Here is a 22,168-nt window from a genome sequence, read left to right on the forward strand (position 1 = left end):
ATCCACAGTGAAGTGGAGGATGAGGTCATTTTTTATAGTTAATCCTGATTTAATCCTGAATCAGATATCCTTGTCCCAGCTGTATTTCTTTGAAGCCAGCCAAATGGCGGGCTTGAAAGCGGATAGGGGTGCTGCCGCCAACCATAATGATATTTTGGATATCGGCGGCCCCTTCTGAAGGCAGGGAAAAGGCTCTGATATAGGCGTACTCTTCGGCTAGCGTTGTATAAATCGCGTTGATCAGCGGGTCATGTTCACCTTTTCCCATTAGATTCATGAGAATATATCCGCTTGTGTTCAACTTCGAACGGGTAATACTGAAAAATTCACGGGAGATCAAATGCCTTGGTGTACCAGCGGCAGTAAAGGCATCCAAAATGATGTAATCATATACCTGCGGGGCTTCGCCTTCAAGGATCTGACGTCCGTCACCGATCACTACGTTATCTTGACTATATCCAAAGCAGCGGCGGCTTAATTCGACTACTTCGTTGTCTAGCTCGGCTACTTTAAATCTTTTCTCCGGAAAATGCCCGGCAATTGTTCCAATTCCATGCCCAATAAGAAAAACATCCTCAAAGGAGGGGAGGTTGAACTCCATGAAGTGAATGATGGCCCGCGGATATTCAAAGAGAATTCGTTGCGGGTCATTAAGATCCATCGCACCTTGAGTGGCATGATTCGAGAACTGCATAACGCGGAAGGAGCCTTTTTCACCATATAGTTCTGTTGTGTCGTAGACGGTTATTTCATGATTTTCGCTATTTCTTTGAAGCTCTGAATGCAAGTGATCAATCTCCTTATACAATACTAATTCGTTTATATTCATTGGGTGTAACTCCGACAACACGTTTAAAAAGCTTGTTGAAGTAGGCAGGATCGCCATATCCAACCTCTGCCCCAATCTCGTGAACCTTCAGGTCCGGAGCATTCTTGAGTAGATGTTTGGCTTTGCGCAGCCGAATTTCCGTGATGTAGTCCGTCAGTGTAAGTCCGGTCTCTTGCTTGAACAGCTTGCTTAAATAGCTTGGAGTCAAAAAAACCATATTTGCCAAAGTGTTCAGATCTGCATGCTGATTATAGTTAGCGGATATCCAGCGTTTTATGGTTTCTATGGCTGTGCCGGACATCTCCAGACGATGGGTTCTGATTTCGGTCAGAATGTTTGTGAAATGAGCGGTAAACATCTCCTCAATGTCGCAAAAGCTCATACTGGACGCAATTCTGTCGTCCAACCTGAGGTCGGGAGCACTTTTATTGCGGGCCTCGAATTCTTGCAGTTCCTTTTGTGCAGTTTCTTCAACCCAGCGACAGATCCGGAGAATTTGGTCAGGACCGGCTTGTTGTGCTTTCAGCACTGAGAACAGGTCATGAATCCATTCTAAGACGCCTGTCACATTCAGAATCTGCAGGTTATGGATCAGCGGTTCTCTAATTGTATTAAAGTGATCCAGGAGGTTCATCTCCGGCTGTTGAATATTCTGAATATTCGCGTAATGTACAGGCTCCGGATTATATATGCCCATGTTGCAGGCTTGTTTAGCATCTAGGTATGCCTGTCTAAGCTTGGATACCTCATTATAACAACCGCTGGTACCTACATGTAGGATCTTTCCGTGTGCAGATATCCGCATAATGTCACCGATATCTTTTAAATCGTTGTCTGACAGCGGCTCAGCAGAATATACAATCCAGACGTAGAGTCCTTTTTGAATCTCCAAGCTGTCGAAGCTCAACGCCTTCTCTTGCCGCAGACTGTCTGCGCAGGAGCAGACGGTTTCTCTGGCGCTCCCTTTGAGGACAAAGACCGAGAAATAAGGCTGGGGCAAGGTAAGGCTGGATAATAGGAGAGGGGAAGAGGGCTCTTCGATATGTAAGACTGTCAATAAAAGCCCGGAACGGTGGCGTTCTTCCTTGTCGCGCGCGAGCTGCCGTTCTTTGTCTAGCCGATAAAGCAGCTCGAACAGCTGCTCTTTATTAATTGGTTTTAATAAATAGTCTACAGCTGAGCTGCGGATGGCTTCTCGGGCATAATTAAATTCAACAAATCCACTCATTAGAATAGAGTAGATCTGCGGATGGGTGGCTTTTAACTGTTTAATCAGCTCCAAGCCATTGATTTGCGGCATACGAATATCTGTAATCACAACATCAAGTTGAAGTGTGCTTAACTTATCTAATAGATGTTTTCCATCGGAGTAGGTGCCGATGACCAGGAATTCGGCGCTTTCTTTACTGATCATTCGGGCCAGTCCTTCGCGGATTAAGATCTCATCATCCACAATCGCAATACGCAGCAATCTGAGCAGCCCCTCTCCTAAATAAATTCATCTTCACTGTATTTAGCGTTAATATCCGCAATGCGCAGGGTAACACGAGTGCCGATTCCAAGCTCACTCTCAACAAGCAGACCAAACGAACTGCCGTAATGCAGGCGAATTCTTTCATTTACATTTCGTAGTCCAATCCCGAACCTTTCATTGTCCGTTCCAGTCTGCAGACTATTGTTTAAGGAACGAAGGGTGGCTTCATCCATACCGATCCCATCATCTTCTACACAGAATACGGCATCTCCATGCTCGCTCCATGCGGTGATGCTCAAGGTGCCCGGTCCTACCTTTTGATCCAAACCGTGAAAGACAGCATTTTCTACGATCGGTTGAAAGACAAGCTTAATAACAGGAAGATGAAGGAATTCGTCCGGCACGTCGATGTTAAGTCTGAACTTGTCTGGGAATCGGATTTCCAGCAGCTGATAATAATTTCTCACATGATCCAGCTCTTGTCTAATTGTAACAGCCTCTTCGTTTCGGACAATGCTGTAACGCATTTGAAGCCCAAGTAAATAGGTTAGCTTCGCCACACGTGGATCATCATTGCTCTCTGCAAGCATGCGGATGGATTCCAGCGTATTATAAATAAAATGGGGATTAATCTGGTTTTGAAGCGCCCGCATATCAGCCTTTTGCTTCCGTTTCTCCGTGATGGACACTTCTTGTAACAGATCTTTGATCCTTATGATCATCCGATTAAAATGACTGCCCAGCATCCCAATCTCATCATTATATTTGGAATGCTGCCAGACATCCAGATTACCATGCTGCACCCGTTTCATTAAGCGGACCAAGGATTTAAGGGGTTTGGTCAGGGCATGGGAAATTATAGTCGCAACAAAAAGTGCAAAAGCAATGATAATCAGTGTGGTCAAGATAAGCGTATTACGATTCTTTTGTACAGGGGACAGGATACGTGTTAAAGGAATCGTAACCATAGTGGTCCACCCGGTCTGTTTCGAGACGGTATACACTGCAAGATAAGACTGGCCATTCAAGTCTATTTGAAAATGATCCTGCTGCTGATTTACTTGCTGCAGCAACAGCTTTGTATTCAGAGTTTGTGTATCGGCAGCCAGATTCGGAACCGCGGAATCTTCACTGGCATAAATCAGATCTCCATTGTTATCTACAATGAACGTGTTTCCTTGCGTAACTGCATTTACGGGATCGATAATGCCCTTAAACAGATTGATGTCTACATCGAAAACGAGAATTCCTATATTCTGCAATGTGCTTACAGAGTTAATCGTACGCAGAACACTAAAGACCTCTTTATGGACATTCGAGTTGGTGCGGATCGTATGTCTGCCCTGAATGACAGGCGCTGCTCCGGCATCTTCACTCATGGTTCTCCATTTGGCTAATCGTTCCTCGGGATACAGTTCATTAATTCCAGCGTCTTTATCATAAAAGACAGAGCCGTACTGATCCACCAAATACACGGCAATGATCTCTTCCTTAGTATGATTCAAATAGCTAAGGAACATCGCCATGCCCGTATTTTTTTCCCAGTCGGTATTTTGCTGTGTCAGGTAGACTTGCACATCGGTGTTATACAGCGGCAGGGCTGTATATCTTTTGAGGTCGGCAATATATCGGTCGATGGTATCTGAAGCATTCGATGTCATTTGACCCGCACCGTCAGTCGCATTCACAAGAACCGAGTTGAACATGGAGCGGGACGATAGATAACTTACATAAGTGATCGGCAGAGAGATCAGAAAGACAAAGATAACGATCAGCTTGCGCTCCATCGGTAGATTGGCAAGGAACAACCACATTTTGCGTAAAGTTAACCGGATGTATGATAGCATTTGCGTTGTTCCTTTCCTGTAATAAGCTACCTACCTTATTTGACCGCTCCACTGGTTACGCCTTCAAAGATGTAACGCTGCAGGAAGAAATATAGAATTACTGTTGGCAGCAGGATAAGCAGAATAGCCGCACAGATTAAATTCCATTCCCCCGAATTGACCCCTTGAAAACGCATTAGGATCGTCGTAACTACACCAAGGCTTTGTTTCGGCATGTAGAGGTAAGGGATGTACATGTCATTGTAAATGCTAATGGTTTTCAGAATAATCAAGGTAGCCGTAGCTGGGGTAAGTAAAGGGAAAATAATCGACCGATAGATTCTGAACAGAGAGGCACCTTCTACCATCGCACTTTCATCGAGATCCACGGGAATATTACGGATAAATTGCAGATATAAAATAATTTGAATTACATCCGCTCCAATATAAAGCACGATCGGGGCGCCAAGTGTATTGTAAAGCCCCATGCTTTTGATGATACCAAAAGTCGCCACTTGTGTCGTGATACTAGGAATAATGGTGGCTACTAGATATGCACCGAAGACAACGGGTTTCAATTTGAAAGAGAAGCGTCCCAATACAAATGCTACCATAGTGCCGAACAGAATGTTCAGAATTAAAGTAATAGCTATAATGATTAACACATTACCAAATCCGTTAAGTAGTCCCCCACGCTGGAAGACGGCAGTGAAATTATCGAAATTCAAAAAGCTTTTTGGCAGTGCCATGGAGCTGCTGCTGTTAAATTCGTCAGTGGATTTAAAGGCATTGACGATGACCACATACGGAGGAAAGAGTACAACAAATACGCCGATAAGCAGCGAGAAGTATTTAATAACATCTGTGAAGCGAAATTTGGAGTATGTCATATCTATTTGTCCCCTCCCCGGCTTAGAACTAGTTGCTGTACTAACAGTACGATGACGACAAAGAAAAGCAAGATAATACTCATGGCAGAAGCGAGGCCATAATTATTGTAAGCAAATGCTGTATCTACAACTTTTTGTACGTATGTTTCGCTGGCGCCTGCGGGGCCGCCCTTGGTCAACACGAAGGGGAGATCGAATACTTCCAGTGCTCCTGTGACGGTAAGAAATAAGTTAAGCTGGATGACTGGCTTCATATTCGGTAAAGTAATTCTCCAAAGTGTTTGAAAAGGTCCGGCACCATCTATCTTTGAGGCCTCATAGATATCGTTTGGAATGGCCTGCAAGGAGGCGATGTAGATTACCATGTTATAACCCATGAAACGCCAAAATCCTGTGGACGCCAGAGAATAGTTAACCAGTCCTTCTGTTCCAAGCCAACTGGTTTGTCCTAGTCCGGTAAGACCGATGCTATTCAGGAACATATTCAGAGAGCCATTGGTGGTGTCAAAGACATAACCAAACATAAAGGCGACGGCGACACCGTTCATAATGTAAGGGAGGAACAGTAAGATTCGAAATGCATTTTTTCCTTTCAACTTACTATTGAGCACAATCGCAAAATAAATAGCGACGATATTCTGGAGAATTCCCATCGCGAAATAAGCAAAGTTATGGGTAAATACCTTGAAAATATCGGGGTTGGAGAAGACTTCGCGGTAATTATCGAGACCGACCCAAGGCTTCTCAGGGCTATAGCCATCCCAGTTCGTAAAGCTGTAATAAATCAGCTTGAGTGCCGGATAATACGTGAATGTTGCGAGCAGCAACAAAGGAATCGTGAGGAAGGATACAATGATAATCGTCTTCTGTTTGTTATAGGAAAGTGTTCCGAACATCGCTAGCCCTTCTTTCATAAAAACGTGGTATGGAAAGGCAAAATGGATTATCCGTAAAAGCAATAATCCATTTTGCTCCGTAGTGTACTTCGAATCAAAAGCTCAAATTAATAACCGAGGTCCTTCTTGGCTTTAGCCCAAGCTTTATTCCACTTGTCTAATACGGTTTGTGGATCTTTGGCAAGTACAAATTCCTGTACAACAGCAGGGAGATCCAGCTGTGCCTTGTTGCCGATTTCTGTAACCTTTGCATCGTCAACAGTTCCTTCTACCAGTTCTACTCCGGTAGCTTGGAATTCTTTCAGCTGAGTCAGATTGGATTCCTTGCCTTTTAATGGAGAGATAAAGCCGGCGAAATCCTCATAACCTGAATCTTCAATCATCCATTTTACGAAGGCTTTAGCTGCCTCTAAATTTTTGCTGTTTTTGGCAACGGCATAGAAGAAGTCAGGGCTAAGGGTAGCAGATGGTTTACCCGAATTGTCATAAGGGAATGGGAAGAAGCCCACATTGTCTGAAGAAGCGCCTGCTCCGATAACTTGGTTAATAACCCAGTTGCCAAGATAGTACATAGCGAATTTGCCGGAAGCGATGTCCTTTTTCGATTGCTCCCAGTTGGTGGAGTTGATGTCTTTTTCCAGATAGCCTTTTTCATTGAGCTCTCTAAGTAGGCTGAAGGCTTTGCCATAACCGTTGTCCATAGTGAATGGTGTTTCAGAGTTCAGCTTAGCATTTGGAAAATCAGGATTGCCTTCAATTAAGCGTGGTGTGTCATAAGCCCAAGTACCAAGTGGCCATTTGTCTTTAAAGTTAGAGGACATTGGAATAACACCTTTTGCTTTCAGCTTCTCGCAGGCAGCCAGGAATTCATCCCAAGTCTTAGGCGTTTCGGTGATGCCGGCATCAGTGAATGCTGTTTTGTTATAAACAATACCGGAAGTAGAGTTCCCTGTAGTAATTCCGTAAAGCTTACCATCAAAGGATTTGAAGTCTTTAAAGGTGATCTGATCGTTCAAGCCGAGATCATCCAGTGAAGCAAAATATTTCGGCAGGTCGGAGTTAGGGATGGAAGGAATAAACATAACGTCTGGAAGCTCGCCGCTGGCCATTCTGACTTTAGCCTGTTGGTTATAGTCGGTTTGGGAAGCTTCGAATTCGACTTTAATGTTCGGGTATTTTTCATTAAAGCGCTTTAAATATTCGTCATATTCTTTGCCGATCATGTCTGTTCTGTTAGTTAGGAAGGTGATTTTGCCGCTGATATCAGCTCCTGCTGCAGGTTCGGCAGTTGCATTCGTGTCACCGCCGGTATTCTCTGCGTTAGTTGCTGCGGGCTTTTCAGTTGCGGCAGCACCGTTATTCGTGGTGTTGTCATTATTCGAACCACAGCCAGCAAGTGTTGAAGATAAGACCATAATCATAACAAAGGATAACGAAAATAACTTATTTCTCATAGCTTAATCCCCTTTTCGTTTTTATTGTTAGCGTTTACATGAACATTATAGCTTTATCAAAGCCGTTAATAAATGTATTGTATTATTATTTATTGTCTTTATTTGTTTTGTTTCTGCGTTTATAATTAGCATGTACCTAACAATCAGATAACAAAATACAAAGAATATCAAAAGGGTTCAATGAATTAATTGAAGTCTTATGCTATTTTTGAGAAGTCTATGCTTACAAAACTTTAGGCATCTGCTTCCGAAGCGAGTTTTGCGCGAAGTCATTCAGAGAAGTCTATGCTTACAAAACTTTTAGGAGGTATTATGAAACATTTGCATATGGATCTTGCGAAGTGGGAATTTAGAGGCTGTGGTGATGAGGAGTGGCTTCCGGCGACTGTGCCAGGTACAGTCCATACGGATTTACTAAAGAACGGGAAGATTTCAGACCCCTTTTATGGAACAAATGAACATGATCTACAGTGGATCGATAAGAAGGACTGGGAATATCAAACCTCGTTGCAGTTGGGGGAAGAGTGGCAGGAGCTTGCTTGTACGGAGCTAGTTTTTGAGGGACTGGATACTTATGCAGATGTGTACGTGAATAATGTACATGTGCTCGCTGCTGATAATATGTTTCTGGCATGGAAAGTGGATGTCAAAGATCAGTTAAAGACTGGAGAAAATAATATACGGGTGAAGTTCCGCTCTGTGGTTAAGGAAGATTTACCGAAATTAGCGAAGCTGGGTTACGCGCTGCCTGCCTCGAATGATCAATCCGAGCTTGGGGGATTAGATGAACAACGGATTAGTATTTTTGCGCGCAAAGCACCTTATCATTACGGCTGGGATTGGGGCCCGCGCTTCTTGACCAGTGGAATATGGCGTGCGGCAGCTCTGGTGGGACGTGACACCGTTCAAATTACAGACCTCTATATCCGTCAAAATGTGATTGCTAAGGAAGAAGCTCGCCTGACCGCAATTGTAGAAGTGGATGCTCCTGCTGCTTGGCGGGGAATGCTGCGAATAAGTGCCGATGGTTTGGAGTGGATGCAAGCGGTTACTTTAGAAGAAGGCATGCAGCAATTAGAGATGAATATTGTTATATCCGAGCCACAGCTCTGGTGGTGCAGAGGGCTCGGAGAGCCTCATTTATATACATTCCAGGCATCATTGATACAAGATGCGGAAGTAGAGGTTAGCAAAAGTGTAAAAACCGGACTCCGCAGTATTGAATTGATTCGGGAGCGTGATGCCAAAGGAGCTTCGTTTTCTTTTGCGCTGAATGGAGTTTCCGTCTTCGCCAAAGGTGCCAATCATATTCCAAATGACAGCTTCACCACAGAAGTAACCGAGGAGCGGTATCGGCATGAAATTGCCACGGCAGTAGAATCGAATATGAATATGCTGCGCGTTTGGGGCGGCGGTATATATGAAGAAGATATTTTTTATCAGCTCTGTGATGAATACGGACTGCTGGTCTGGCAGGACTTTATGTTCGCTTGCAGTATGTATCCCGGAGACGAGGCGTTCCTTGAAAATGTGAAAAAAGAAGCCGAATACAACGTCAAAAGATTGCGCAATCATCCCTGCATCGCCTTATGGTGTGGCAACAACGAGATTGATTCGGCCTGGTCACAGTTTGAGGAAAATATGGGCTGGGGCTGGAAAGAAAAACTCGGCGCTGAGCAAAGAACGACAATGTGGGCCGATTATATTAAAATCTTCCACCGTATTCTGCCGGAGGCTGTAGCCGCGTTCCATCCGGGAGTGGACTATTGGCCGTCTTCGCCGCTGCGGGAGCTGACTGGCGATATTAATCAGCATGCGACACGGATTGTGGGCGAAGGGGATGTGCATTACTGGGGCGTGTGGCACGGAATCGAGCCTTTTGAGAACTATAATACAAAGGTTGGCCGCTTCATGAGTGAATATGGCTTCCAGTCGTTCCCGGAACTAAAAACGGTAATGAGCTATGCAGAAGAGCAGGATTTGGAGCTTACCTCAGAGGTGATGCTGGCGCATCAGAAGAATGGTCGCGGTAATCTGCTGATCAAAGAATATATGGATATGTATCTGCCGCAGCCAAAGGACTTCAAAGCCTTTTTATATATGAGTCAAATCCTGCAGGCCGAAGCGATCCGAATCGCGATTGAAAGCCACAGAAGAAATAAACCTTATTGTATGGGCACTTTATACTGGCAGATGAATGATTGCTGGCCGGTGGCTTCTTGGGCGGGCATGGATTATAACGGGCGCTGGAAAGCCCTGCAATATACCGTGCGTTCAAGCTTCCAAGATGTTTTGTTGTCTATCGACGGTACAGACCGTGAGAAGGTAGACATTCATGTCGTATCTGATTTAAGAACAGCAGTGAGCGCTGAGTTGGTGCTTACTTTGTATCAGTTTAACGGTTCGGTGCTGCGAGAGTGGGCACATCCCGTTGAGCTGGGAGCTGATTCTGCTGCTATCGTATTCTCGTCTCCTGTGGCAGAGCTGCTAGAAGGTCAAGGGGTGGGTGATGTATTGCTTGGAATTTGCTTGCAGGCGGATGGCCAGGTGATAGATCACAAGCTGCATTATTTTACTCCGGAAAAAGAAATTCCATTGCAGCGCTCAGTAATTACCGTGCTGGAAACTCCAGAGAGCGGTGGATTAAGCTTCACCGTGACCAGTGATGTATTGGCTAGAGGTGTATACCTGACTTCGGAAGAGGAAGGAATATTCTCTGACAATTATTTTGACCTTCTCCCAGGTCAGACCAAGACGATAGAGTTCTCACAACGCGGGAACGATGGAAGAGACTGGATTCCTGCCGCACCTAAGGGGCTAAAGGTTCAATCGATGGTTGATTTTGTGAGCGAAGATTTGCTGTAAATCCTAAGGAGAGAAGGACTGGCACATGGGGATTTTAATTCAGGAAGATAAGGGATTATTCCATTTACAGAGCGCAGGGATGAGTTATATTCTTCAGCTTGTTAATGATTATCCTGCACATGTGTATTGGGGCAAGAAGCTGCGGAGTGACAGCAATTTGGAAGGGCTGTTGAATCTGGGAGGAAATACGGGTCTCGACCGGCTCCCGCAGGAATATCCCCAATACGGCACGGGAGATTTCAGAACACCAGCTTATCAAGTTCGGCTCGAAGACGGCACTCGTATTACAGAGCTGAAATACAGCGGGTACCGGGTAGTTGAGGGTAAACCCTCACTGCCGGGTCTGCCATCTGTATATGTTGAGTCTGCGCAAGAAGCACAGACGTTGGAGCTTACACTTAAGGATGATTACGCCAAGCTGAGTGTTATTTTGCGCTATACGGTTTTTGAACATACCAACGTAATCACCCGCTCTGTGGAGTTCACCAATGCGGGGGAAACACAGCTGCGATTGCAGCGTGCACTGAGTGCTAGTGTCGATTTCTCGTCTGGCGATATGGATATGATCTATTTGGCAGGAGCTTGGTCAAGGGAAGGTAATCTGACCCGTAGACGTCTGGTGCAAGGGGGTACGACCATTGGGAGCCGCAGAGGGATGAGCAGCCACCAGTTAAATCCATTTGCAGCGCTGGTGAAACCTGAAACGGATGAAAATCATGGAGAGGCCTACGGCTTCAGTCTTGTATATAGTGGAGGCTTTGAAGCTGAGGCAGAGGTCGACTCCTTCGGGATGACCCGGTTTACGATGGGGCTGAATTCTTTTGATTTCTCCTGGCTGCTGGAGCCGGGCGAACAATTCCAGACCCCAGAAGTAGTGATGGTGTATTCTTCCGAGGGGATCGGGGAAATGTCGAGAACCTATCATCGCCTGTACCGGACCCGTTTATGCAGAGGGTTATATAGAGATAAGGAACGGCCCATTCTGGTCAACAATTGGGAAGCCACCTATTTCAACTTCGATGCGGATAAATTGGAGTCGATTGCCGCGGAAGGAGCGAAACTCGGGATAGAGCTATTCGTACTGGACGACGGTTGGTTTGGCAAAAGAGACGCAGATAACTCCTCTCTCGGAGACTGGGTAGAGGATCTGCGCAAGCTTCCAGGCGGATTGTCTGATGTGGCGCAGCGTGTGAACAATCTAGGCTTGCAGTTTGGCCTCTGGTTCGAGCCGGAGATGATCTCGCCAGACAGCGAGCTCTATCGTAAGCATCCCGACTGGTGTCTGCATGTGCCGGGACGCCGCCGTAGCGAAGCCCGCTGGCAATTGGTGCTGGACTATACTCGGGAGGATGTACGTCAGTACATTTATGAGTCACTGTCCCGGATTTTCTCGACCGTGCCTATTAGTTATGTGAAATGGGATATGAACCGTTGTTTAACGGAGATTGGCTCTGCAGAGTTACCTTCTGAACGCCAAGGGGAAACCGCACATCGTTATGTGCTTGGTCTGTATGAGCTATTGGAGCGAATAACTTCAGAGTTTCCGCATATCCTGTTCGAGAGCTGCTGTAGTGGTGGTGGCCGCTTCGACCCAGGCATGCTGCATTACATGCCGCAGACCTGGACCAGTGACGATACCGATGCTGTGGAACGACTGAAGATTCAGTATGGAACAAGTCTGGTGTATCCGGTTAGTTCGATAGGCGCGCATGTGTCTGCCGTGCCGAATCATCAGGTAGGACGGATCACCCCGCTGTCTTTTCGTGGAGATGTAGCTATGTCCGGTAATTTCGGTTATGAGCTGGATCTTACGAAGTTTACAGACGAAGAGAAGGAACTTGTGAAGGAACAGGTTGCGAACTATAAACAAATCCGCAGTCTTGTGCAGCAAGGGAATCTGTACCGGCTGCAAAGCCCGTTTGAGGGCAATGAGACAGCATGGATGTTCGTGTCCGATGATCAGCGTGAGGCATTAGTTTATTACTTCCGGGTAATGGCTGTGCCGCACCCGCCCCGCCGTAGCCTGAAGCTGAATGGTTTAAATCCGGAGCTGGATTACATTCTGGAGGCCAGTGGTGAGGTTTACGGTGGTGATCGGCTAATGCAGGCTGGGCTGGCTCTGCCGGATATCCAGCAGGATTTTGTTAGCGGATGTTATAAATTGAAGGTGCAGGAATAGAGTTTATTGCAAGTCATCAGCAAGCCATGAGCCTAGCTCGTGGTTTGCTTTTTTTGTTCAAAGATGAATTTGAATCAGCTGAAGCTGCGGATGGCAAGGCAGCCTTGATCGTATCCACCTCCACACATATATTCCTCCTGTTTTGGCATCCTGTGCAGCTACCCTTGTGCATGACGCTATAGCTTTTTTGCATGTTCATATTCCGTTCATATTGAGGTCATAGAGAGTACATCTTCATTGGTTAATCTTAGCTTAGCAGTTAGTTATGGTAGTCCAAAACACAGCTGATGACAGGGGAAGATACGAGTGGAAATAAAAGAAGTAATGAAAATGAAGGCGGGCACGAGAACAAGTAAAACACTAAACATACTACTTAAAGTAGTAGGAGCAATAATCATCGCAATCGTGCTTTTTCTCGCTATTGTCTATACAGTTAATTTGATCAGCAATAAATCGGAACAAAATAAAATAGAACCCTATGGTCAGTTAGTGCCCGTAGATGGGAAAAACATGAATGTTTATATTCAAGGAAAAGGTGAAGAAACAGTCGTGCTACTACCGGGTTATGGCACAGCAGCGCCAGCTCTTGATTTTAAAGCATTAATAGATGAACTGTCGCCGTTTTACAAAGTTGTCATGATTGAGCCTTTTGGGTATGGATTAAGTGATCTGACCAAAAAGGAGCGCAGCACAGAGAATATTGTAAGTGAAATTCATGAAGCTTTACAGGCTCTTAATATTGACCGTTATATTCTAATGGGCCACTCTATTTCAGGCATATATGGACTAGATTATGTTAACAAGTATGAAAATGAAGTGAGTGCATTTGTCGGGCTTGATAGTAGTGTTCCATCGATAAGCGAGAGGAAGATCGAAGCTTCGGAATTAAGAGCTATAAATCTGCTCAAAAAATCAGGTTTAATCAGATTGCAAATGAAATTTAGTGCTGACCCAATTGCTGAACTACCATTTGATGATAAAACAAAAGAACAAATGAGACTGATCAATCGCAAAAACATATTTAATCCTACCCAATTAAATGAAGCTGGAATGATGTATTCTAATTTTAAATCAGCTGAAAGCTTAACATTTCCTAAAAATCTTCCTCTTATTTTCTTTATACAAGCGAATCAACCAGCAACGGATAGATGGATACCAGAGCATGAAAAGCAAATCAAGGACTCTGTGCATGGAAAAATAGTGAAGTTTGAAGAGGGACATTATTTATATCGCACTAAAGCAAAAGAAATCGTAAAAGACTTTCGGGCATTTATGAAAGAAATAAAATAAGTGCTGCCGTCGAGCCGACCGGATTTCAGGATTTCCTCTGATTTTCGTTCGGTTTTTTATTAGTCCGTAAGATATGAGGGAGTGCCACCAGTTAACGATGCTCCAATCATTATGGTCTGGTCTGGGATAAGAATGAGAAGGCGCCGACTACATATGATGGAGAGTTCCCTTGGTTGCTGCTAGGTTCCTAGGTACCCTGCTTCGGATCGGACTCAGGAGTCCTTATTTGCTAGAAAAGAGGCAATTGAGGCTACTTTCGGACCCCAGCGACGTTATTGGCTAATTATCGCGACCATATGGGGTGTTTTGGAGTAAATAGCTGCACCTGAGTCCGATACCATCTCAAATATGCGTTTTTTTCGCAAATAGTGGCTATACGGTCCGTAAGTAAATAGGGAGTAGGGGTGGTATGAGAGAGTATGAGGAAGTATGAGGGGGTTTGAAGCTAGAATAAAAAGTGGACAGTAGTTAACAGACTGGCGATAATGAGTCCACGGAGGTGTGTTCACATGGGAGAACATCGACAACGGTATAACGAAGAATTTAAAAAACAGACAGTGCAGTTCATTCAAGAGCAAACAAAGACAGTGGGCGACTTGGCGGAAGAGCTCAACATCCCAAAAAGTACCCTGCATCAATGGATGAGCCAGTATCGAGAACTAAAGAATGAACCGGCGGCTAGCATGGATCGAGTACGGGAACTCGAGGCACAGTTGAAAGAAATGAGCCGTCAACTTCAAGAAAAAGATAACAAGATTGCCGATGTGGAAGAGGAATTAGCGATCGTAAAAAAAGCAGTGCACATCTTCAGCAAACCAAGGAACTGAGATTCCAGTTTATTGAAAAACATCGCTCCGAGTTTCTCTTGGAGAAGATGTGCATGACCCTACATGTGTCACGGAGCGGGTACTACAAGTGGCGGACAGAAAAAACCAGTACGCATATGCTTCGTAAGGCTGCGATAATGAAGCGAATTCAGTATCATTTTACAGACCATCAAAAGCGGTATGGGAGTCCGAAGATCACCCGCCTGTTACATCAAGAAGGTTATACCGTTACCGAACGCACGGTGAGTGTGTACATGCGACATATGAAACTTCGCTCCATTGTCTCCAAAACGTATCGGGTACAGACCACTGACTCCAATCATGACCATCCGATTGCCCCGAATACGCTGAACCAGCAATTTAAAATACGCAAACCCAATTCAGTATGGGTTACCGACATTACGTACATTCCTTGCCGGGGAGGGCGCTTGTACCTGGCTAGTGTGATGGACCTTTGCACGCGCGAAATCGTGGGGTGGCGTTTGGAGAACCATATGGAAACTAGCTTGATTTCGGGCGCTTTACAAGATGCTTACGAAGCTAAACAACCGGAAAAGGGTCTATTACATCACTCCGATAGAGGTTCTCAATATACTTCTCATGAATACACGAAGCAGTTGAAAGCGTATGGCATGGAGTCCAGCATGAGCCGCAGAGGTAACTGTTATGATAACGCCTGTATCGAGTCGTGGCACAGCATTTTGAAAAAGGAGCTCATTTATTGTAATCCGCGATTCAAAACTAAGGAGCAAGCCTACCAGACACTTTTTCAATATATTGAGTTTTACTATAACCGCAAGCGAATGCATGGCGCGCTGGGGTATCTTTCTCCAGTTCGTTTTGCTGAGCAATTGACTAGAATGTCTGTTGCGTGACTGTCCACTTTCTTGACAGAGGTCCAGTTCCACCAGTTAACGATGGTCTAATCTTTAGGGTTTGGTCGGTGATAAGAATGTGAAGGGGCTGACTGCATATGATGGAGAGTTCCCTTGGTTGCTGCTAGGTTCCTAGGTACCCTGCTTCGGATAGGACTCAGGAGTCCTTATTTGCTAAAAAAGAGGCAATTGAGGCTACTTTCGGACCCCAGCGACGTTATTGGCTAATTATCGCGACCGTATGGGGTGTTTTGGAGTAAATAGCTGCACCTGAGTCCGATACCATCTCAAATATGCGTTTTTTTCGCAAATAGTGGCTATACGGTCCGTAAGTGAATGGGGAGTAGGGGTGGTATGAGAAAGTATGAGAAAGTATAAGGGGATTTGAGGAAGTATGAAGGAGTATGAGGAAGTATGAGGAAGTATGAGGAAGTATGAGGGAGTGCCACCAGTTAACGATGCTCCAATCATTATGGTCTGGTCTGGGATAAGAATGAGAAGGCGCCGACTACATATGATGGAGAGTTCCCTTGGTTGCTGCTAGGTTCCTAGGTACCCTGCTTCGGATCGGACTCAGGAGTCCTTATTTGCTAAAAAAGAGGCAATTGAGGCTACTTTCGGACCCCAGCGACGTTATTGGCTAATTATCGCGACCGTATGGGGTGTTTTGGAGTAAATAGCTGCACCTGAGTCCGATACCATCTCAAATATGCGTTTTTTTCGCAAATAGTGGCTATACGGTCCGTAAGTAAATGGGTGAGTACGACCAGTGGAGCGTGACCAACTAAGTGAATGGGTGAGTGCGACCAGTAGAGCGTGACCAACTAATCGAATGGGTGAGTACGACCAGTGGAGCGTGACCAACTAAGTGAATGGGTGAGTGCGACCAGTGGAGCGGAACCAACTAATCGAATGGGTAAGTACGACCAGTGGCGAGTGATCAACTCATCGAATGGTGATTCCAATGATCGCCGGCTGACTCACTAATTATCCGTAGTTTCCAGTAATCTATGGTGAGCCCTATCTTTCCACAACCTCCATAAATCCCACAATGAGCCCCACGGTAGCCTTTTTTAAGCAAGAGCATGTCCTATTTCCCTATAATCCACATTGACTTGGGTTTGTCACACCCCTATGATGATTATTAATATAAAAATATATGACACGAAGAGGAGCGAAACATCATGGCTTTGGAGATCGAACGCAAGTTTCTGCTGCCGGAATTTCCGGAGCAGCTGATTCAAAAGGGAGAGTTGAAGATTGTTACCCGTCATAATATCGATCAGACATATCTGGCGATAGATGGTGGTCAAGAGCTTCGTGTGCGTAAAATTACGGATCTGGACTCAGGTGAGGTAACCTACACGCATACGTTTAAGGATGGCAAAGGGATCAAACGCGAAGAGATCGAATATTTTATCTCAGAGGGTTTATATAATCAGATGATCGAAGCGGTAAATGCGGTAGCTTTGGTCAAAGAGCGAATTACAGCGGTGTGGAATGGCATAACGGTTGAGATCGACGTATATTCCCAGCTGAAATTGTCCGTATTGGAGGTTGAATTTGAATCTCTGGAGGAAGCGGAAAGCTTTAAAGAGCCGGAATGGTTCGGTAAGGATGTTAGTACAGAACGGCAGTACAGCAACAAAACGGTCTGGAGAGAGCTGCAAAATAAGACAAAGAATTAACGGACTTTAGCGCGTAAACGTGGTAGTATATAGGGAAAACAAGCAGAAATAGCTTTATCATCCCTAACTAGCTTAAGGATAACGTTTAGGGTGAAACTTATAGTTAATTATAAGAATTTATAAGTGGTGCAACTATAATAGCCTTATATTTCTGCGAGAAACAGTTGTCTTCTATATAGGACGACAACGTTGTTTCTTCTTATCATATATTCTTGTCATATATTAACGAGGGGTTCAGGAGGATGAGCATGAAGTTTATAAGCACAAGAGGTAATGTGGAACCTAAAGGTTTTATTGATACGGTGTTGATGGGACTTGCGGACGACGGTGGGCTGATGGTTCCATCCGAGATTCCAGTGGTTTCAGCAGCAACGTTGGAAGAGTGGAGAAGTCTCAGCTATCAGGAGTTGTTCCTGAAGATTGTTGCCTATTACACCAATGATGAGATTCCTTACGAGGATTTGCAGGAAATGGTCAACACCAGTTATGCTAATTTCCGCACACCTGAAGTAACACCTATACACCAAGTGGATGATTCTTTATATGTCCTTGAATTGTTCCATGGGCCTACTTTTGCTTTCAAGGATGTAGCGCTGCAGTTTATGGGTGAGCTGTATTCATATATTTCCAAAAAACAAAACAAAATCATCCACATCCTCGGTGCAACCTCTGGGGATACTGGAGCGGCGGCCATTCAAGGTGTACGCGGCAAAGAAGGCATCAAGATCTGTATTCTCCATCCACATGGCAAGGTAAGTAAAGTGCAGGAGCTGCAGATGACTACGGTGGACGACAGCAATGTACTGAATCTGTCTGTTCATGGTAACTTTGATGATTGTCAGAAGGTGATTAAGGATCTGTTCGCAGATCTGGACTTTAAAGGTCGGTATCATCTGCGTGCAATTAATTCCATTAACTTTGTGCGGATTCTGGCGCAGACTGTTTATTATTTCTATGCATATCTGCATGTCGATGGCAGCAACGAGAAAAAGATTAATATCAGCGTGCCTTCCGGTAACTTCGGTAATATTTTCTCGGGCTATTTGGCTAAGCAAATGGGGCTTCCTATTAACAAGCTAATCATTGCTACGAATGAAAATAATATTTTGGAGCGTTTTGTGAATACTGGCGAATACAAACCAGGTAATTTCACAAGCACTTACAGCCCTTCGATGGATATCCAAGTGGCAAGTAATTTCGAACGGTATCTGTATTATCTGGTAGGCGAGGATTCTGAGAAGTTATCCGCGTATATGTCCAAGCTGCAAACCGAAGGCAAGATTACGGTTGAAGGCGAGGTGCTTCAGCAGGTGCAGAAGGATTTTGCAGCGCTGGGTGTGAAGAATGATCAATGCTTGAATACGATCGCTAAGTATCAAAAAGAACACGGCTACCTGCTTGATCCACATACAGCATGTGGAATCGCGGCTTACGAAGCTTTTAATGGCCCGGATGAGATTGGCATTACCTTTGCGACTGCACATCCAGCTAAGTTCGATGAGGCAATTACTTTGATTGATATTAAGCAGGAATTCCCGGCACAGATTAAAGCATTGTTCGAGATGCCACAACATCAAACCGTAGTGGATCATGACAAGGATGAAATCGTGCGTCAGCTGCAAGCTTTTTACGGATTGTAATATCATATACAGTCCTACTTCACAGCACAGCCCCCGTTCTTGGGATAAGGACGGGGGCTGTTTGTGCGTTTATAGTAGCTTCTAACATTAACGTTGCGGCGTACGGGTCTGCTCCCTAGCTTTTTCACAAAAAGCAGCGACCTTGTAAGAGACATAGTACGACAGCATTTTTTCAGAATCGGTAAAGTTGGTGTCCAGCAGTCTGCTGATAAGATCGAGCTTATATCTGAGTGTATTCCGGTGAATGTACAGCTCGTCTGAGGTAATCTGCATGTTCCGGTTATTTTTGAGATAAACGTAAAAGGTATGATATAGATTGGACTGGTGCACAGTATCGTATTCTTGAAGCTTGAGCAGCTCTGGATGGTAGTAGTTATTATCCTCGTTAAACACAACATCAGCAGAGAGCATCTCATAGAGCTGGATATCTGAATAGTAAGTCAGCTGCTGCTGCGGGCTGAGAATGGTACCGATCCGAATAGCGTTTCGGGAGTGAAGATAGTGTCTCCTACATTGCGTAAGATTAGTGAACATATTGCTGATGCCAAGTGAAATGCCGGTTTGGGCTAGAAATTCCTGCAGCTGCTTATTTACAAGCTCTTTGGAGAGATTTCCATCATGGATCATTACAATCTGCCCGTCATAATAGGTGGAAGGACTGCCCGGAAAAAGCTGTTGCAAACGTTCTCTTAAATAATCATCATAACGGCCTGAACCCTCATACCAGGTAAGATCGAACAGCAGCACAAGCAGCTGATTCCCGAACTTTAGTCCTGCACTCCGCATCCTGTCCTGAATAATCCGGTTGTCCTGAAGCTGTTCCTCTAGCAATGCGCAGATAAAATCTTCAACTTTTATATTTTTGGCGTTGCGATAGTAGCTATTTTTGCCCATCTCTTCGGCAAGTATGGTAGCGGTGATGGACAGCAGCTCGTTATCTCTGGCGCGAAAAGGATTTGTGCATCCTAGAAGCAATACATTGCCGATTTGTTTGCCGGCTACTTTTATTTTGGAGATCAGTTTGGAGTTTGATGTTTCCTCGCAGGTTACCTCATAAGATTCATCGCTTTGTTTCCCACGCTGGACACTGTTCATTTTGCTCACGGCCGCAATGAAGTCGTAAGAGCAATAACCTTTGCGGATATTATCACTCCATATGTAATCGTCGATATCGGAAAGGTCAGAGTGAGCTACAATTTTGAAGCTGCAATCAAATACAATGACGGGATTCTGCAGTAGCTCGGCAGCTGTCTGTACGATAGCTGAAAGGCCTGCACCTGAAATGTATGCAGTAAACAAAGATGCGGTATAATGCTCCATTTCGATTTTACCTGATACTTGCTCATTTAAGGAAACATCCATTCATATCGCCCCCTGGTTCAATAATAGTGCAATATGCACTATAAAGAAGTGATTTTTGGTGCTTGTAAATATATTCACAAAGTATTGGACGCCTTAAACTAAAGGTGGAGGTGCTAAGCAGATGAAATATGAAAAACTGTTTGCAGCAGGTAAAATTGGACGCCTTGAACTTAAGAATAGAATTGTATTGCCGGCTATGGGAACGTCACTGGCTGCGGCCAGTGGTGAAGCTTCGGATGAAATGATTGCTTTTTATGAGGAACGTGCCGCAGGTGGCTGTGGTCTAATCATTACGGAAATTACGCGTGTGGATAATGAGACCGGAGTAGGTACACCGAACCAGCTGAATGCAAGTGACTTGCTGTTTGTGCCGCGTCTGGAGAAACTGGCAAGAGCTGTGCATCGTCATGACAGCAAAATATTCCTTCAGCTCCAGCATCCGGGCCGGCAAAATCACGGGCGGCTTATTGGAGGCAAACAAATTGTTGCTCCTAGCGCAGTGATGTCTTCAGCGATTGGGGAAATGCCCCGGGAGCTGTCTACTGAAGAGGTAGAAGAGTTAGTTCGTAAATTTGTGTTCGGAGCTTATATAGCTAAAACAGCAGGTATTGATGGTGTGGAGATCCATGGTGCCCACGGCTATCTCGTAGGACAGTTTCTGAGCCCACTTACCAATCTGAGAACTGATAAATATGGCGGTTCACTGGAAGGTAGAATGTCATTCCTGAACGAAATTGTGCTTGGCATCAAAAAGACCTGTGGCGCAGGATTCCCTGTATCGGTGCGAATCGACGGCGATGAATTTGTCTCAGGCGGGATTACACTGGATGAGGCTATCCAGACTGCGAAACATCTGGAAAGCATCGGAGTGGATTGCATAAATGTAAGCTCCGGCACTTATGAATCATCCAATACGATCATTGAGCCGATATCCTACCCGCAAGGCTGGAAAAAACATCTCTCCGTAGCCATTAAGCAAGCGGTGCAAATTCCAGTGATTGCTTGTGATGTGATCCGTAAGCCTGAATTTGCTGAGAGTCTGCTACAGGAAGGAAATACGGATTTTGTAGCCCTTGGAAGAGCCCAACTGGCCGATCCGGAGTGGGGTAACAAAGCGGCAGCAGGCAAAGAAGCAGAGATCAGAACCTGTATCTCTTGCCTGTACTGTATTCAGGAAGTAATGGAGTGCAAGGTAATCAAGTGTGCTGTCAATGCCAGAGTGGGCCGTGAGCTTGAATTTGCAGAACCAACAAAAGATGGCGCTGGCAAAGTAGTAGCTGTGATCGGCGGGGGTCCAGCAGGTATGGAAGCAGCACGGATTCTGGCGCTCAGAGATTTTAAACCTGTATTGTTCGAAGCCAGAGATGTGCTAGGCGGCAGCGTGGAGCTGGGAAGCCGGCCACCATTGAAGGAGAAGCTGAACTGGTTTATTGATAATATGCAGCATCAGTTAGAGGATCTGAATGTTGATGTCCGTCTCTCTACGAAACCTACGCTAGAACAACTGAAGCAACTGAACCCTTATGCGATATTTGTTGCTGCTGGGGCACAGCCTATAGTGCCTGTTATTCCGGGAGTGAAGAAGGCAGCGGTCTGCACCGTTGTTGACGTACTTAGTGGATCAGTTGTGATTAAGAACAAGCAGGCTGTGGTCATCGGCTCCGGCATGACAGGGCTGGAAACGGCTGAATATTTAGCCGATATGGGAAATCAGGTCACGGTGGTGGAAATGCAGCCGCGGGTTGGTCCAGATGCCTATCTGCCAAATCTGATCGACATTGTGACTAGACTGAAAAAGAACGGCGTGGAGCTCTTAGCATCAACCAAGCTGGTAGAAGTGCAGGATGGCGCGATTGTGCTTGAGAATACGCCCACGGGGGAAACTTCGCTGAAAAAGACGGATGCTGTTGTATTATCCATTGGTGTTACACCCGATCGCTCATTTGTTGATGAGTTGAAGCAGGTACTGCCTAATGTGAAGGTGATCGGCGATGCAGGCAAGCCAGGTCGAATTGGACAGGCCATTCAATCTGGATTCGAAACGGCTTTTGTGCTGAACTAAAGGGTTACTAA

General features: G+C 45.1%; 16 protein-coding genes. 9 read left to right on the plus strand and 7 right to left on the minus strand.

From position 1 onward, the window contains the following. Positions 1-49 precede the first annotated feature (49 nt). From NSQ55_RS04410 to NSQ55_RS04435, 6 genes are all read right to left on the minus strand, one after another. Complete coding sequence (locus NSQ55_RS04410; RefSeq protein WP_339171506.1) at positions 50-829, minus strand: fused MFS/spermidine synthase; 780 nt, start codon at positions 827-829, stop codon at positions 50-52. Beyond that, on the minus strand, positions 801-2,300 hold the full coding sequence (locus NSQ55_RS04415; RefSeq protein WP_076130666.1) for a response regulator: 1,500 nt from the start codon (positions 2,298-2,300) through the stop codon (positions 801-803). Before NSQ55_RS04415 ends, NSQ55_RS04410 begins: the two co-directional genes overlap by 29 nt. 17 nt (positions 2,301-2,317) lie before the next feature. After that, positions 2,318-4,150 carry a sensor histidine kinase gene (locus tag NSQ55_RS04420; RefSeq protein WP_312149584.1) on the minus strand — a complete coding sequence of 611 codons (1,833 nt, stop codon included), beginning with the start codon at positions 4,148-4,150 and terminating at the stop codon, positions 2,318-2,320. Positions 4,151-4,185: 35 nt separating this feature from the next. Then, positions 4,186-5,019 carry a carbohydrate ABC transporter permease gene (locus NSQ55_RS04425; RefSeq protein ID WP_076130664.1) on the minus strand — a complete coding sequence of 278 codons (834 nt, stop codon included), beginning with the start codon at positions 5,017-5,019 and terminating at the stop codon, positions 4,186-4,188. A gap of 2 nt (positions 5,020-5,021) precedes the next feature. Further along, on the minus strand, positions 5,022-5,915 hold the full coding sequence (locus tag NSQ55_RS04430; protein ID WP_076105422.1) for a sugar ABC transporter permease: 894 nt from the start codon (positions 5,913-5,915) through the stop codon (positions 5,022-5,024). A 107-nt stretch (positions 5,916-6,022) separates the two neighbouring features. Next, positions 6,023-7,369, minus strand: a complete 1,347-nt coding sequence (locus tag NSQ55_RS04435; RefSeq protein WP_076130663.1) for an extracellular solute-binding protein — start codon at positions 7,367-7,369, stop codon at positions 6,023-6,025. Between the two features lie 312 nt (positions 7,370-7,681). On the opposite strand from NSQ55_RS04435, the gene NSQ55_RS04440 reads away from it, so the two are divergent. The 8 genes from NSQ55_RS04440 to thrC all read left to right on the plus strand — a co-directional run bounded on the left by NSQ55_RS04440 (position 7,682) and on the right by thrC (position 18,733). After that, positions 7,682-10,234, plus strand: a complete 2,553-nt coding sequence (locus NSQ55_RS04440; RefSeq protein ID WP_339171513.1) for a glycoside hydrolase family 2 protein — start codon at positions 7,682-7,684, stop codon at positions 10,232-10,234. A gap of 25 nt (positions 10,235-10,259) precedes the next feature. Beyond that, the gene (locus tag NSQ55_RS04445; protein WP_339171516.1) at positions 10,260-12,413 is read left to right on the plus strand and encodes an alpha-galactosidase; all 2,154 of its coding nucleotides are present in this window, start codon (positions 10,260-10,262) and stop codon (positions 12,411-12,413) included. Between the two features lie 324 nt (positions 12,414-12,737). Then, on the plus strand, positions 12,738-13,703 hold the full coding sequence (locus NSQ55_RS04450; protein WP_339174403.1) for an alpha/beta hydrolase: 966 nt from the start codon (positions 12,738-12,740) through the stop codon (positions 13,701-13,703). Between the two features lie 509 nt (positions 13,704-14,212). Beyond that, positions 14,213-14,530, plus strand: coding sequence for a transposase (locus tag NSQ55_RS04455; RefSeq protein WP_076301905.1), 318 nt, complete (start codon positions 14,213-14,215; stop codon positions 14,528-14,530). 11 nt (positions 14,531-14,541) lie between these two features. Further along, positions 14,542-15,405 (plus strand): IS3 family transposase, encoded by an 864-nt coding sequence (locus tag NSQ55_RS04460; protein WP_256715985.1) that lies wholly within the window; start codon positions 14,542-14,544, stop codon positions 15,403-15,405. Positions 15,406-16,254: 849 nt separating this feature from the next. Continuing rightward, positions 16,255-16,392, plus strand: a complete 138-nt coding sequence (locus NSQ55_RS04465; RefSeq protein ID WP_339171519.1) for a hypothetical protein — start codon at positions 16,255-16,257, stop codon at positions 16,390-16,392. A 197-nt stretch (positions 16,393-16,589) separates the two neighbouring features. Further along, a complete protein-coding gene (locus NSQ55_RS04470; RefSeq protein ID WP_076302808.1) occupies positions 16,590-17,093 on the plus strand; it encodes a CYTH domain-containing protein in 504 nt (167 codons plus the stop codon). Between the two features lie 248 nt (positions 17,094-17,341). Beyond that, complete coding sequence (gene thrC / locus NSQ55_RS04475; RefSeq protein ID WP_339171523.1) at positions 17,342-18,733, plus strand: threonine synthase; 1,392 nt, start codon at positions 17,342-17,344, stop codon at positions 18,731-18,733. Between the two features lie 87 nt (positions 18,734-18,820). Here the strand turns inward: thrC and NSQ55_RS04480 are convergent, their stop codons facing one another. Further along, the gene (locus NSQ55_RS04480; RefSeq protein WP_339171525.1) at positions 18,821-20,095 is read right to left on the minus strand and encodes a helix-turn-helix domain-containing protein; all 1,275 of its coding nucleotides are present in this window, start codon (positions 20,093-20,095) and stop codon (positions 18,821-18,823) included. 121 nt (positions 20,096-20,216) lie between these two features. Here NSQ55_RS04480 and NSQ55_RS04485 point away from each other — a divergent pair, with 121 nt between their 5' ends. Next, positions 20,217-22,157: an NAD(P)/FAD-dependent oxidoreductase gene (locus NSQ55_RS04485; RefSeq protein WP_339171527.1), complete on the plus strand. Its 1,941-nt coding sequence runs from the start codon at positions 20,217-20,219 to the stop codon at positions 22,155-22,157. Positions 22,158-22,168 lie beyond the last annotated feature (11 nt).

The sequence above is a fragment of the Paenibacillus sp. FSL H7-0943 genome, assembly GCF_037963265.1.
Taxonomy (GTDB): domain Bacteria; phylum Bacillota; class Bacilli; order Paenibacillales; family Paenibacillaceae; genus Paenibacillus_AQ; species Paenibacillus_AQ odorifer.